Genomic DNA, 14,669 nt, shown 5'->3' with positions numbered 1-14,669 from the left:
CAGTTAAATATAGCTAAATTATTTTTTCAAGCAGCCAGGCAATCGCGAGGGCAATGAGGGTGCCCACCGCATAACATACACAGTCGCTCCACAGAAAGCCATGTCCCAGCAGGATGCCTGCGGGGGTATTCCGGACCCGCACCGCCCAATCCGCCTGGTACAGCTGTTGCAGCTCAATAGCGAAACAGACCAGGTAGTTGCTGATACCGATTTTCCAAAGCGGGGTAACAGGATACAGGAAACGAATGCCAAAGAAAATACAGGTGGCAGATAGTACATCTCCACCATAAATTCTCATCAGATCAGGGAAATATTGAGGCGCCCAGCGGGTGGCCAGGCCTAAGGGGATATTTGCTACAATTAACAGAAAATAGAGCCAGCGTCTTTTAGCTTCCATATGGTAAAAAGCAATAAATATAAGAAAGATCTCCTTATATCCACCACCGCTGAAAAGAAGAGGACAGGGGTTTTATCCTCTCCATAAAAAAGCAATAACCCATTGCCTGGGTTATTGCTGATTATTGCTTTCAACGCTATTTTTCTTTTTACCTCGGTTAGTACCGCCTTTTCGGCCGATAGTTGCCATGTGTTCACGGTTTTTACTTACCGCTTCGCCGCCTTTTTTGCCCGCGGCACGTGCTTCTTCAGAAGTGAATTTATGGGCAACACCTTGTTGATGCGCTGCTCTTCCACCTTCTCTTGATATGGCACGTTGCTGCTCAGGGTCCATAGAAGCGAATCCACGTTTACTGTGTTTGGTTTTCTGCTCGGGATTCGACTCCTGTAAATGAGTTACTGGCGTGGCATGTTGAAATCTGATGTCTTCCATAATCCTGAAGTTTTTTATAGTGATAGTAGTTAAACATTCCCTAAAAGTCGATCAAGATATGTGCCACCACTCATATTGCTATACCAGCCCTCTTATCGGGCGATACAGCCCCGGTAATATGGGGCAATACATTCCACAATCCATAGAATTTTTAACACAGTTAAGGCCCATTTCTACGCTTTTTCCTGCAGAAAACACTCATTTTCCATGGCTTATAATTTGTTTTTACTATTGCGTTATTTCTTTTCTTAACCCATCTAAATTTTTTTGACATGGCAAAGTATTCAAAGAAATCCCAGAGTAAAGTGGAGAAAAGTATGCACGAAATGCACGAGGGTAAGCTAAAAAGTGGAAGGAGCGGTAAAAAGGTTACGAATCCTAAGCAAGCCATCGCCATAGGCTTATCTGAAGCCAGGGAAGAAGGAGCCAAGGTGCCTGATAAACCAACCGGCAGGAAAACTACAGCAAAGAAAGCCACTGCGAAGAAAGCTACCGCGAAGAAAGCAGCTCCGGCAAAACGCGCTACAAAGAAAACTACGGCCAAAAAAACAACGGCCAGGCGCAGTACTGCTAAAAAGTCCACCACAGGAACCCGGAAAACTGCCACCAAACGAACTACCGCCAAAAAGGCAACTGCCAGGAAAGCAGCGCCTAAGAAAAAGTCAGCAGCACGTAAAAAAACAGCAGCCATGGCCTGACCATGATTACTTGTAGTCCTTTCAATATACGTGCAAAGGCCGGTGAGTAGACAGCACTGGCCTTTATTTATGGTATGTACCTTGCGGCATTTTTTATATGGAAAAGCACAGCATCACTGTGATCATCGAAGGTAAGCCCTATGGATTGGTGATAACCATCGACAGGGGCGCCTTGGAAACCGCCTTCCAGGTTGTACCTGACGTAAGTGAACATGTACTGGAAGAATTTGAACCTCATACTAATACCTTTACCGCCGATCACGCAGACACACTTGAAGGAAGCATCCGCACCGTGGAGTCAGAACAGATTGCCCGCATCATCTGGGAAGATATCCTCGATAAAATGAAATAAGCCGGATCGCCTCACAAACCAATTCGCCGTTGTACCTTCGCAAATTAAAGCGACCGTGTATAACTATGATGGTAACCGATAAAACCTATAAGAATACCAACCGCCGGGAGCGGGTTATCTTCCTGGTCAAACTGCTGGTATATCTCTGTATTGTTTATGCGAATATTGAGCATCCAGCCTTTTTTAATTATCTGCCATGGCTCTCTAAATTGACAAATGTTCTGTCTTTTTTCCTGGGTGCTAACCTCGTTATTTCACTGGCCTGGCTGCTGATTATTTCCTGGTATACCCGCCGTAACCGCAGCAAGCCACTGGAAAAAGACAACTTTGTGTTGGGTATCAACAGGATTACCTCCGTACTGAATACCATTTTCCTGGTACTGGCCATTATGCTCTTTTTTGGTGTCGACCTGTTGGGGTTAGTGACCAGTATCACTATCGTTGCAGCGGCCATCGCACTGTTAACAAAAGACTATATTACCAATATGATCAATGGACTGATCATCATGTTTTCCGATCAGTTATCATTAGGAGATCATGTACGCATTGGCGACTATAAAGGGAAAGTACTGGATATTACCCTCATTAATGTGGTATTACAAAATGAAGATGATGATATCGTGATCATTCCCAACTCTGTTGTGTTTACCACCATTGTGGTGAACCAGTCCAAACAGAATATCAAAAAGCTGACATTGGAGTTTGAACTGGACCACAAGCATCCTTTTACCATCCGGGGGCTGGAGGAACGCCTCAGACGTGCAGTGGATCCCTATTCCAGCAATTTTACCCCCGACAGCTTTGCCCTGAAAACCATTGAAATCAAAAAGGATTTTGTTCAATTTAAAGTGCAGTTGCTCATGCCGCTGGCTAATAAGGAGATAGAGCGCCAGATCCGCCGGGCGCTTAACACGGAAATCATGGCGATTGCTGAAGGCATCGACTAAATGGCCACCAGTGCCGGGAAAAGCGTGGCAATGAAGGCATCTACCTGTTGCTGGGTTACATTGGGCATACACACCAGGTGCGACCAGCCATTTTCAGCTGCCAGCTGCCATCGTTGGCGCACCGCTGCCGGTGGATCCGGAAATACCACCGTAATAGCGTCCTGGTTGCGCCAGGCCGCAATTCCATGCTCGTTTAGCCGTTCTACTGCGTAAGCTGCTACCGCTAAGCTATGCCTGGCCCTTTCTTCTAAGCCAGCCACCCCCATGCATTTGAGGGCATACCATAAAAAAAGGGGACTATGCCCGTTTCTCGACCCGGTGATGGTAGTGTCCATACTGCCGATATAAGCCACTGAACGAGCAATCCGGTCGCGGTTCGATTTTTTAGCCACTACTACGCCGCAGGGAATAGGAGAGCCGATAAATTTATGCCCGCTAATGGCGATGCTGTCAGCCCCATCTGCAAAATCAAACGCCGGCCGCGGCGTAAGAAAAGCGCTGTAACTGCCCGACAAAGCGCCATCAACATGGATATAATGATGCCGGATGGCCAGCTTTCTTAGGATTTCTTTAACACGCTTTACATCGTCCCGTGCTTCTGTCATCGTGGTGCCTGTATTGGCCAGCATGATCACCGGCAAATGCCGGTTCATGCTGATCGTATGTTCCAGATCATTATAATCAATTTCCCCGTTAGGCAAAGTGCGTATAATAATCCCGGGCATGTTAAGCAGGTGCAGATTTTTTTGCACGCTGTAATGCGTGGCTTCCGAGTAATAAACCATCCCCTTGGGATACAGTTCCCTCGCGAGGTATAAGCCATATAAATTACCCTCAGAGCCGCCGTTGGTTACATATCCCCACCAGTCGTTTTCCGGTGCGCGGAATAAGCGGGCAAAGAACGAAACCACGTCTATTTCCATCTCCCTGGATCCCACACCGTAGGTAGAAGGTACAAACGGATCACCGAGATTATTCAAAGGGTATTGGAGGAAGGGCAGTAGTGGGCTGTAGTCAAAATCTTTAGACACGGGATACCCGAGGAAATCTTTGGTGCAGGATGCTACCTGCGCCAATAGTTGTTGTAGCGCTGCTGCATCTGGGGCAGCCAGCCGGTTTTCTGTCATAATCGTTGGTTACAGGTGTATGATGCTGTAAAAGTAAGTTTGTGTAACATAATTGAACCATATTATTTTATATAGCAGAAAATATACACTACTTTTGATTGACTGGTAGATGTAAACATCCATTTCGCTGTCTTCCAGTACTCTTTTACAGGAAAAAATAACTGCTATGGATACACTGGATAAAACCGACCGACGGATACTACAGGTATTACAACAGGATGCCCGGTTAAATACCAAAGAAATTGCCCACCGTATAGGGCTGTCTGTTACACCTACTTATGAACGGCTGAAAAAGATAGAGAAGAGCGGAGTGATTAAGAGTTACGTTACCCTGCTGGAAGGAGATAAAGTGGGTAAAACGTTGATGGCTTTTTGCAATGTGTCCCTGCAGCTGCATTCACAGCCGCTGATCAGGAAATTTGAAGCGGCCATTGCTGGCATGGCGGAAGTGATGGAATGCTACCATGTGGCTGGTACCTATGATTACCTGCTGAAAGTAGTAGTAGATGATATGCGGCGCTACCAACATTTCCTGACCAATAAACTCGCGGCGATTGAAAATATCGGGCAGGTACACAGTTCATTCGTGATGACTGAAATCAAGCATACCACGGCTTTTGAGCTGTTGTGATTACCTTCTCAATACCTTTACGCCGGTAACAGGGTGGTCCTGTACCACTACCGTATAGCCACGGGCGTTAGTATCCTGGTCTTCCGAAACCGGAATCGTGAAACTGAAGCTGCTACCAGCGCCTGGCATACTGTTAAACCAGATACGCCCGTGGTTGCGTTCCACAAAGTCCTTGGAGAGATGCAGTCCAAGGCCACAGCCCTTTTCATTCTGTGTACCGGTGGTAGAGTAGTAGATGTTGGAAAAGATGCGGTGCTGGCTTTCCACAGGGATGCCGGTACCATTATCCCTGACGGTGATCTCTGCAAATTCGCCATCTTGCCGGGCGGTAATAACGACTTCGCCGCCGCTGGGCGTAAATTTAATAGCGTTGTTGATCAGGTTGCGCAATACAAGTTTGATCATATCCGGATCGGCATATACCATGATGCATTCGTGCAGCTCCTGCGATAATCTTACCTCTTTTTGCCTGGCAAGGGTTTGCAGCAATTCAAATTCCCGGCTGAGCAAAAGGGTTACATCGAAGTCGTCGGCCTTTACGCCGATGCCCTTCATTTGGTTGCTGGCCCATTGCAGCATATTGTCCATCATATAGGCCGTATTTTTTACATCTCTCCAGAGTTCATCAGTATACATCCGGAACTGCCCGGCATCAATCTTTTCATCTTTCAGCAGGAATAAAAGCCCTTCCAGGATCGCCAGGGGCGAGCGCAGGTCGTGAGAGATCACTGAAAATATTTTATCTTTTACCTGGTTCAGGTTTTCCAGGGTACTGTTCTGCTCCAGGATAATACGATTTTGCATGGATACCTCCCGGTTCTTGTTATTCAGCTCCAGGTAAAGCTCCTGTTGGCGTTTATACAGGCGGTATACCATCACAGTAATGAGGAGAAGAGCGAGGAAGAGTGCGGCAGCAGATAACACCAATACCCGTTGCTGTTGTATTGTGGCCAGGTGCATGTGTTGTTCTTTCTTCAGTATAATATTTTCCCGTTGCTTTTTCTCCGACTCATACTTCTCTTGCGAACGGGAGATCTGTCGTCCTTTTTCGGCATTAAAGAAATCGATATTGCGGGTACTGAATTCCTTGTAATTCCGGAGGGCGGCAGCATAGTCTTTCCGTGCAGAATCCAGCTCATAGCGGATCTTATAATAGATCATCTCATTTTTTACATTGCCCAGCTGCTGATTCAACGCCTGGGCTTTATCGAGATTTTTATCGGCTTCCTTCAGGTCGCCCAGCATGATTTGTACCTCTGCCAGGTTGAGGCTTGCTTTTGCTACACCCGGAAGGTTGTTGGCTTCGCGGTAATAGGCTTCCGATAGTAAATGGTAGTGTAAGGCCTTGTCGTAGTGCGACTGTAGCATAGAAACGATGCCCATATTTTCATACGTAAAGGCCAGGCCACGTTGGTCATGCAGGGCTATTTTAATTTGTTCTGCCTTTTCGAGGTAGTACATGGCAGAATCATGCAGTTGGAGGGTAATGTAGGCAGATCCGATATTGTTCAGTGTTTTCCCGATTTCAGATTTTTCCCGGCGTTTTTCTTTGATTTCCAGCGACTTTTTAAGATAGGCGAGGGCATCCCGGGGGCTGTTTAGCTCGATAAAGATATTACCTACGTCGTTGTTCAGCACCCCCAGGGTGTAGGAGTCGTTGTCCTGTTCCGCCAGTTTCAACGCGTTGAGGGTTAGCTGCATTTGATGATCGAGGTTGCCCCGGGTGTTTTCTACCAGGGCCTGGTTACGCAGCGCCCATATTTTACCCTTTGTAAAATGGAGGCTGTCGCTCAATTGCATGGCTGATACTGCATATTGTGTTGCCATATTGGCGTTTTGCGCGAAATAATTCCTGGCCAGCTGGTTGAGCAGGTTTATTTTTACAGTATCGTTCTGAGGATGCAGGCGTAGGGCTGTTTGCAGACTATCGTTAATACTTTGCTGAGCTGTAACCGCAGGCGACAGCAAGAACATGAAAAGGGGGATTAAAGCGCATTTTTTCAAGGGACTGGCCGGCAGCATAATATATAATGTTGGCAGTGACTAGGTGGAGCGATTCGGGGCGGTCCACAATTAATATAGGTTAAAATTAAAGATAATGTGCCACGATTCAAAGGAAGTTGATATAAAATATTCATGTGACAGGAAGGTATTTCGTGTTATAATATCTATAAATCAAATAGGATTGTATCTTTCGCTGAATTTTCACTGTTGCCGGAGTACATTGAATTTGTTATCCGGCCATTGCAAGCATATTTAAAGCAGACAATATATGAAACCTGTTATTACGATAGAATATTGCCCTAAATGCGGCTGGCTGCTGAGAGCAGCTTACATGGCCCAGGAGCTGCTCACTACTTTTGCGGATGACCTGGGGGGAGTGACCCTGCGTCCCAGCGAAATTGGAGGCTCCTATATCATTTCCCTGGGCGAGGAAAAAATATTTGACCGCAAAGACACCGGTCATTTCCCGGAAATCAAATACCTGAAACAACTGGTCAGGGACCGGGTAAACCCGGAGAAAAGTTTGGGACATGCTGACCGGCCCTGATCATAAACGGAAAACGTGGCTGTAAATGTAAATCCTTACATTTGCAGCCTATGCGTAAAAACCTCCATATCTCGGCATTATTAGTGTTATCAGCGACCGGCGCCATGGCTCAACAGGACAGCGTTTCAAAGAAAAGCATCCTCCAACAGCAAGGACTATACGATAGTACAGGCGTGCGCAAACGTAGTTTCTTTCCATTACCGGTATTAGGATATTCACAGGAAAAAGGACTGGAAATTGGAGCCGCTATGTTGTACTCTTTTTATACCGACAACAAGCATCCCGATCATACTACACGCAACTCTACGCTCAACCTGATTCCTGCTGTCACCACGGAAAAGCAGTTTAAAATAGACCTGAAGGCCAATATCTGGACACGCGCCAATACCTGGCATTTTAAAGGAAATCTGCGCTACCAGAATTACCCGCTGTATTTCTTCGGCGTCGGAGACACTACACGTTATGACACCAGGTCGCTGGTAGATAATATCCGTTATAAAGTACAGCTGGAAGGCGAACGCCGGATATCAGGCCATTTTTATGCCGGCGCATCTATACTTTATCAGCACGATACTTATAGCAGCAGCGACAATAAAGGGATTTATAACGCCATGCCCCTGGTCGACAAAGACGGAGGCTATGTGACCTTCCTCGGGCTGACCGGGATCTTCGATAACCGCGATAAAGAAAACTATACCCGTCACGGTTGGTGGCTACGGCTTAATGTGGCGTATGCACCCTCATTCCTCAGTAAACATCCGCTGTTTAAACTGGAAGCACAGGGATCACATTTTGTTCCCATCTCTCCCAAAAGTACCATCGGCTTCAATGGCCTCTTCCAGAGCTTACAGGGAAAACAATTACCTTTTTACCTGCTGCCTGAAATGGGTAATGACAATATTATGCGTGGTTATTATACCGGCAGGTACCGTGACCAGAATTACCTGGCTGGACAAGCTGAATATCGCTACCTCATCGATCCGAAAATGCATATCCATATCTGGTTTGTAGATATCAAACCGAAGTTTGCACTGGCTGCCTTCGCTGGAACAGGCAGTGTGTTTTCCAATCATGATTTTAGCTTAGCTGGCTTCAAACCCAGTTATGGAGCTGGTATCCGCTATTTCTATGATGAAAACTCCCGCCTTACTATTCGTATAGACTATGCCGTAGGAGAAAAACATACAGGCGAAGCCAGGCAGAAAGGGCTGTACCTGTCACTGGCAGAAGCGTTTTAATTAATTGGTTTTGGCGATATTTATTTGGTAATAATTAATTAACTTCCAATAGAATATCACCAAAACTATGTTTATGAAAACGCTATTCCTTTTCGGGACAGCCGTGTTGTTAACCGCTGTAACCCTTGTAACCCAAGCCCAGGACAATTCCTCTGCTCATTCCAAATGGTATCTCAAAGCAACCGGTGGCTTTTTTTTTAGCGTATCACCGGGACAGTTTCCGAATGTAGGGCCTTATCCGCCGCAGGATTTGCATACCCAGTTTAATCCCGGCAGTCCCAACGCCAATCACATGGATACACTAAGCCGCAGAGTGCTTACCGGTTCCTATGGAGAAGGCTTCAGAGGTGGTTTGTCGGTAGGTTATAATATCAACAAATACCTGGCGGTAGAAGGAACCTTCAACTATTACCACAGCCGGAAAAACCTGATGACCCGCCAATCTACTACGTTGGTAGGCGGTAATACAGAGTTGGGGCATGTGGAATCACATGGTTATGTAAACGCAGTGGATTTTGCACCCAGCCTGGTAGTTAGCCCGGGATACGAAAAAGTAAATCCCTATGTGCGCTTCGGGTTTGTGGTACCGCTATGGGGCCGCCTGTACATAGAAACAGACGCCAACCAGACAACCGCTGTATCGCCCACCACGCAGGCGCTGACGACGATCAGTCGCAAGGAAGAAGTAAAACCTAATGTGACCATCGGTTTCCAGGGAGCACTGGGCGTTTCTTTTAAAGTGGGTTCCCGCTTCGATGTTTTTGTAGAAACAGAATATAGAAATGTACCGGTAAAAAGTAAGGAAAAAGAAATTACCCAATATATCGAAACCACGAAACTGGTCGCCGAGGGGAAGATAGTAGGGGAGACTTTCCGTAGCCTTGATCAGCTGAGTTATGCCGAAAAGCACACCATCTACCAAACCACCCTGGATCAGAATTCCAATACCCCCATTAACCAGCAGGGTACGAAAGTAATTTATAAAGATGACAGCAAGGCATCTAACGACCTGAAATCTTATATCAATATCGGCGGCCTCGGCGCTAATGTGGGGCTGAAGTTCAGGCTGTAAGAGCATAAAGCAAAAAGCTATTGTGGAGGCCAACTTAGCGAGTTTAAAATTCGTGTTAATGATCCTCCACATTAGCTTTTTGCTTTTTGCTTTCTGCTTTCCGCTTTTTGCCCACCTTAAAATTTGGTTAAAATACCAGGTACAACGATACTAGTCAGCCCGGTATTGAATAACTTAGTGCGGCAGAAAGCAGTATACCACATGAAATTATTCCGCCAATTATTCTTTGTTTGGATAGCGATGATGTTCCTGCCCAGGATGCAGGTACATAGCGAAGTTCTGCAAAGGAATGCGCTTGATAATATTCATGTGGCCAGCCACGGGATAGTGGTGGTACAACGGGTGGAAGCACTCAGGGTAAGTGCTACAATTACCCGCTTTAAGCGCAGGCCCGTTGGTATTAACGATAGCTACGGACATGAAAAGGTTTGTCCCCCTTTATTATCTGCCATTGCGCCCCGTTTTATTTACGTCGACAAAACCCATCGTGGATATTATTTTAACCCTTACCTCAGCGTACCCATACCGCTAAGAAGCTGGAGAGGCCCGCCAACAGCCTGATCACCGAATTCTATTCCTTTTTATTTCATTCTTTTTTCGTCGATTTATGAACGCACATATGATCGCGAAGAAGTTGTGTGGGTGGTTGCTATGTTTTTTTCCTTTCACATCTTCGTTCGCACAATCTGCAGCGGATAGCTTTTCGCTGCACCGCGCCATCGCGCTTACACTTGAGCACTACCCGGCCCTGAAAGCCAAAGCAGCCCAGGTGAAAGCAGGGCAGGCCAACCTGACAGATATTAAGCATAATTGGTACCCGGATATAAAACTGCATGAACAGCTGGACGCGGGTACAGATAACAGTATTTACGGCTCTTACTTTACATTGGGAATGATTCCTTCCACCTCCGGAGGTATCCGTGCAGAAAATAACAGCACCCTGATGAGTGGCAATATTGCGATGACAGCTATGCAGTGGGAAGTGTATAACTTCGGCGCCTATGGCAGCCAGCAGCGGGAAGCCGCCCAGGCATTGAAAGTACAGCAATCCGATCTCAACAATACGACTAACCAGTTAACTGTACTGGTTATACAAAATTATCTCGAACTATTACGGCTACACGCCTTACAGAAAATTGCATCGGATAATATTCAACGGAATGCAGAAGTACTGCGCGCGGTGGCCGCTATCGTATTACATGGTTTAAAACCGGGCGTAGACAGTGCTATCGCTGCGGCTGAATTATCCAAAGCACGGCTCAACTTGCTCGATATCAACAACAGCTATAACCAGGTACGCATTCAGCTATCTACCTTCACGGGGCTGGATACCGCACAGATCACTCCGGATGAGGTGAACAATGAACGCCTGCCGGTATTGCTCGGGCTTACACCTCCGGATAGCATAAGCGCACATCCCTTGCTGGAATACTACCAGGCCATTTACGGACAACAACGGGCTGCCACCGACGTCATTCGCAAAGCAAGATTGCCTAAAGTAAACCTGATGGCGGCCGGATGGATGCGCGGTTCCAGCGGATCGTATAATGATGTATATGATAAAAATCTCTGGAGCGGGTTGGGATACAGCAGGTACAACTATTTACTGGGGCTGGGGATTACCTACAACCTCACAGACCTGAAGCGTACCCACGAAAAGGTAGCGATACAGGATTACAAGGCCGAAGCAGCACGGGAACAACTGGAAACTACCCGTACCACGCTAAGTGGCCTCCTGCAACAGGCGCAAGCAGACATCGCCGCTTCCGGCGATAAGCTGAAAGAATTGCCGGTACAACTAGCCGCTGCGCAGGCAGCCGCCAGGCAAAAAATGGTGCTGTATAAAGGGGGACTTACCAATATTATTGACGTCACCACTGCTTTATTTGTACTCAACCGTGCGGAAACAGACCTGGTGCAAACCCGGGATGCCGCCTGGAGAGCGTTATTTCGCGCCGCCTATGCCGGCAATACGATTTCACAACTTTTACCTGATCTGAACTAAACTACCAACTATGTCATTTGTTGCTTCGGCACTGAAAAAACCAATAGCCGTGGTGGTGATCACCGGGGGACTACTGCTTTTCTCCGTGCTGTCTATATTCAATATACCCATCGATATTTTTCCGAAGCTCAATCTGCCTACCATTTATGTGATTGAGCCATATGGGGGAATGTCGCCTCAGCAGATGGAAGGCTTTTTTGCCACGCGGCTACAGGATCAGTTCCTTTATGTGAATGGGGTTAAAACGATTACTACTAAAAACATACAGGGGTTAACGTTATTAAAACTTACCTTTTATGAAAACACCGATATGGCGGAAGCCTCCGCCCAGGTGGCCTTACAGGTGAATCGTGTAATGACCTTTTTCCCGCCGGGCGCATTGCCTCCGCAGGTGATGCGCTTTGACGCTTCTTCCCTGCCGGTAGGGGAGCTGGTGTTCAGCAGTCCCTCCCGTTCTCTGAAAGAAATCTATGACCTGGCGGCTACCCGTATCCGGCCTATGTTTGCCGCGGTGTCTGGACTGTCTGCGCCACCACCTTTTGGCGCTAACTCCCGCTCGGTGATTATCAACGTTGATCCGCAGAAGCTGCGCAGCTTCAACCTGAGCGCCGACGAGGTAGTGGAAGCCGTGGCAAAAAATAACGTGATGACGCCCTCCGGCAACATCCGTATCAACAACACCATGTTTGTAACCACCGTAAACTCGCTGGAAAAACAGGTGACCAATTTCGAAGATATTCCCATTGCCACCAATGGCAACAACAACGTGTTTGTACGCGATGTAGCGCGGGTAGCCGATGGGATGGATGTAACCGTGGATTATGCCCTGGTGAATGGTAAACGCTCTGTATACCTGCCGGTGGTTAAAACCGCGGATGCATCTACCTGGGATGTGGTAAAGGGCTTGAAGGCAAAGATACCTGAAATGCAAAGCCTGTTGCCTGATGACGTAAAGGTGTCTTACGAATTTGACCAGTCCGTATTTGTGATTAATGCCGTGAAAAGCCTTATCTCCGAGGGAATACTGGGAGCGTTGTTGACGGGGCTCATGGTGTTATTGTTTTTAAGAGATCTTCGTAGCTGCCTGGTGGTAGTGGTAACTATTCCGGTGGCAGTGCTGTGTGCAGTGATGGGACTTAAGCTGGCAGGCCAAACCATCAATATTATGACGTTGAGTGGATTAGCATTAGCCATCGGTATTTTAGTCGACCAGGCAACGGTAACGATTGAAAATATTCACCAGCACCTGGAAATGGGAAAGCCAAAGAAGCAGGCTATTTACGAAGCTTGTGAGGAGATTGCCTTCCCGTTGCTGCTGATCTTATTGTGTATCCTGGCAGTATTTGCGCCTTCTTTCATAATGACGGGCGTGCCAAGAGGTATGTTCCTGCCTTTGTCATTATCAATCGGCTTTGCTATGGTGGCCTCTTATTTCGCTGCCCAAACCCTGGTGCCGGTCATATCCAACTGGTGGCTGAAAGCAGAAAAATATCAGCATGCACATGCGGGGCTGGCGCTGGATGCAGCAGAGGTGGAAGAAATAAAAAGCCATTTGCAGTACGAAGAATCGCACCCCGAAAAAGCTACCGGCTTTGAAAAGTTCAAGCTAAAGTTCATGGCCATCCTGGAGAGAGGGATGAACAGATCGCGGCTCATTGTTACCATCTATGTCATCGGAGCGTTGGCACTCGCAGGTGGCTGTTATATGTGGATAGGAAAGGATTTAATGCCTCATATCAATACCGGTCAGTTTCAGCTGCGTTTACGTATGCCGGATGGCACCCGCCTGGAACGTACAGAAGAAGGGCTGCACGAGGTACTGCATATTGTTGACAGTACAGTAAATGGTCACGTAGCCATCAGCTCTGCTTATGTGGGACTAGTGCCCAGCAGCTTCGGCGCCAGCAATCTCTATGTATTCAACAGCGGCACCCATGAAGCGGTATTACAGGTAAACCTGGATGAAGATTATAAGGTAGATATCGACCGGCTGAAGGACCAGTTGAGAGCTAATATCACGGCCAGAATACCGGAGATACGCTTGTCTTTCGAACCAATAGATCTCACTGAAAAGATTATGAGCCAGGGCGCTGCTACGCCGATTGAAGTGAGGGTGGCGGGTAAAGACATACAACAGATTGCAGGGTATGCCGAACAGCTGGTGAGCCGTCTGAAAACTGTACCATTCCTGCGGGATGTACAGATAGCACAACCGCTGCACTTCCCGGTGATCAGTATTAATATCGATCGTTTCAAACTGGCGCAGATGGGATTGAATATTTACCAGGTAGCCCGTTCGGTGACTGCATCAACTTCTTCCAGCCGCTTTTCTGAGAAGAACCAATGGCTCGATGAAAAAGTGGCGTATACCTACCAGGTGCAGGTGCAGATACCCGAGTATAACATGACAGCGATCAACGACCTGAAAGAAATACCGCTCGTGAAAGGCCAGGCGAGGCCGGTGCTGGCAGATGTAGCCACTTTTACCACGAAGGAAATGCCGGGAGAATATGACCGTTCCGGTCCTCGTAGGTTCGTTACTGTTAGTGCCAATGTTTCCGGGAAGGATCTGGGCGCTGCCACAGCAGCGGTACAAAAGGCCATTAACCAGGCGGGCCCTCTTCCCAAAGGTGTGATCACAGAGCTGAAAGGCTCATCGAGCCTGCTGGTGGAAACATTGAACAGCCTGCAGAATGGATTGATGATTGCGATTGTGGTGATTTTCCTGTTGCTCGCAGCCAACTACCAGTCGTTCAAATTATCGTTGGTGGTATTGGTGACCATACCTGCGGTAATTGCGGGGGCATTGATCGCGTTACTGCTCACAGGCGCCACGCTCAACCTGCAATCTTATATGGGAATGATCATGTCAACTGGCGTGTCGGTGGCCAATGCCATTTTGATTGTGACCAATGCGGAAAAGCTGCGACTCGATTACCAGGATGCCCGGAAAGCAGCCGTGGTAAGCGCCGGGGTAAGATTGCGGCCTATCCTGATGACCAGCCTGGCCATGATAGCCGGTATGATTCCCATGGCCAGCGGGTTGGGAGAGGCCGGTGATCAAACGGCTCCGTTAGGCCGCGCGGTGATAGGCGGCCTGATTGCCTCCACTCTGGCGGCACTCCTGATATTACCACAGGCTTATGCGCTGATACAGCGTAAAGCCAGCTATGATTCTCCTTCGTTAATGCCATCCGGCACCAATGATATAAAATAAAA

At 47.5% G+C, this 14,669-nt stretch carries 14 protein-coding genes; 10 read left to right on the top strand and 4 right to left on the bottom strand.

Going from position 1 to position 14,669, the window contains the following annotated elements; translation table 11 throughout:
* Window positions 1-13: 13 nt before the first annotated feature.
* Complete coding sequence (locus HGH90_RS17235; protein ID WP_168763231.1) at window positions 14-397, bottom strand: DUF2809 domain-containing protein; 384 nt, start codon at window positions 395-397, stop codon at window positions 14-16.
* Window positions 398-508: 111 nt separating this feature from the next.
* A complete protein-coding gene (locus HGH90_RS17230) occupies window positions 509-829 on the bottom strand; it encodes a KGG domain-containing protein (RefSeq protein WP_145666225.1) in 321 nt (106 codons plus the stop codon).
* 272 nt (window positions 830-1,101) lie between these two features.
* Here HGH90_RS17230 and HGH90_RS17225 point away from each other — a divergent pair, with 272 nt between their 5' ends.
* The 3 genes from HGH90_RS17225 to HGH90_RS17215 all read left to right on the top strand — a co-directional run bounded on the left by HGH90_RS17225 (window position 1,102) and on the right by HGH90_RS17215 (window position 2,826).
* Complete coding sequence (locus HGH90_RS17225; RefSeq protein WP_168763230.1) at window positions 1,102-1,527, top strand: DUF6496 domain-containing protein; 426 nt, start codon at window positions 1,102-1,104, stop codon at window positions 1,525-1,527.
* Between the two features lie 97 nt (window positions 1,528-1,624).
* Window positions 1,625-1,879: a hypothetical protein gene (locus HGH90_RS17220; protein ID WP_168763229.1), complete on the top strand. Its 255-nt coding sequence runs from the start codon at window positions 1,625-1,627 to the stop codon at window positions 1,877-1,879.
* Between the two features lie 65 nt (window positions 1,880-1,944).
* A complete protein-coding gene (locus HGH90_RS17215; protein WP_168763228.1) occupies window positions 1,945-2,826 on the top strand; it encodes a mechanosensitive ion channel family protein in 882 nt (293 codons plus the stop codon).
* On the opposite strand, the gene HGH90_RS17210 is transcribed toward HGH90_RS17215, so the two are convergent.
* Complete coding sequence (locus HGH90_RS17210; RefSeq protein ID WP_168763227.1) at window positions 2,823-3,953, bottom strand: histidine decarboxylase; 1,131 nt, start codon at window positions 3,951-3,953, stop codon at window positions 2,823-2,825. The genes HGH90_RS17215 and HGH90_RS17210 overlap by 4 nt on opposite strands.
* A gap of 166 nt (window positions 3,954-4,119) precedes the next feature.
* Here HGH90_RS17210 and HGH90_RS17205 point away from each other — a divergent pair, with 166 nt between their 5' ends.
* A complete protein-coding gene (locus tag HGH90_RS17205) occupies window positions 4,120-4,584 on the top strand; it encodes an Lrp/AsnC family transcriptional regulator (RefSeq protein ID WP_168763226.1) in 465 nt (154 codons plus the stop codon).
* Here HGH90_RS17205 and HGH90_RS17200 read toward each other — a convergent pair whose 3' ends face one another.
* Window positions 4,585-6,558, bottom strand: coding sequence for an ATP-binding protein (locus HGH90_RS17200; RefSeq protein WP_168763225.1), 1,974 nt, complete (start codon window positions 6,556-6,558; stop codon window positions 4,585-4,587).
* Window positions 6,559-6,856: 298 nt separating this feature from the next.
* Here HGH90_RS17200 and HGH90_RS17195 point away from each other — a divergent pair, with 298 nt between their 5' ends.
* The 6 genes from HGH90_RS17195 (at window position 6,857) to HGH90_RS17170 (ending at window position 14,667) form a co-directional block, all read left to right on the top strand.
* Window positions 6,857-7,135: a SelT/SelW/SelH family protein gene (locus HGH90_RS17195; RefSeq protein WP_168763224.1), complete on the top strand. Its 279-nt coding sequence runs from the start codon at window positions 6,857-6,859 to the stop codon at window positions 7,133-7,135.
* A 50-nt stretch (window positions 7,136-7,185) separates the two neighbouring features.
* Window positions 7,186-8,373: a polymerase gene (locus tag HGH90_RS17190; protein WP_168763223.1), complete on the top strand. Its 1,188-nt coding sequence runs from the start codon at window positions 7,186-7,188 to the stop codon at window positions 8,371-8,373.
* 73 nt (window positions 8,374-8,446) lie between these two features.
* The gene (locus HGH90_RS17185) at window positions 8,447-9,445 is read left to right on the top strand and encodes an outer membrane beta-barrel protein (RefSeq protein WP_169191620.1); all 999 of its coding nucleotides are present in this window, start codon (window positions 8,447-8,449) and stop codon (window positions 9,443-9,445) included.
* 201 nt (window positions 9,446-9,646) lie between these two features.
* On the top strand, window positions 9,647-10,006 hold the full coding sequence (locus tag HGH90_RS17180; RefSeq protein WP_169191619.1) for a hypothetical protein: 360 nt from the start codon (window positions 9,647-9,649) through the stop codon (window positions 10,004-10,006).
* 46 nt (window positions 10,007-10,052) lie between these two features.
* Window positions 10,053-11,450 (top strand): TolC family protein, encoded by a 1,398-nt coding sequence (locus HGH90_RS17175; RefSeq protein ID WP_168763220.1) that lies wholly within the window; start codon window positions 10,053-10,055, stop codon window positions 11,448-11,450.
* Window positions 11,451-11,460: 10 nt separating this feature from the next.
* Window positions 11,461-14,667, top strand: coding sequence for an efflux RND transporter permease subunit (locus HGH90_RS17170; protein WP_168763219.1), 3,207 nt, complete (start codon window positions 11,461-11,463; stop codon window positions 14,665-14,667).
* The last annotated feature ends 2 nt before the right edge of the window (window positions 14,668-14,669 follow it).

The sequence above is a fragment of the Chitinophaga sp. Ak27 genome (assembly GCF_012726295.1).
Classification (GTDB): domain Bacteria; phylum Bacteroidota; class Bacteroidia; order Chitinophagales; family Chitinophagaceae; genus Chitinophaga.
The sequence above is the reverse complement of the archived record's forward strand: the minus strand, read 5'-3'. Positions and strand labels throughout refer to the sequence as shown.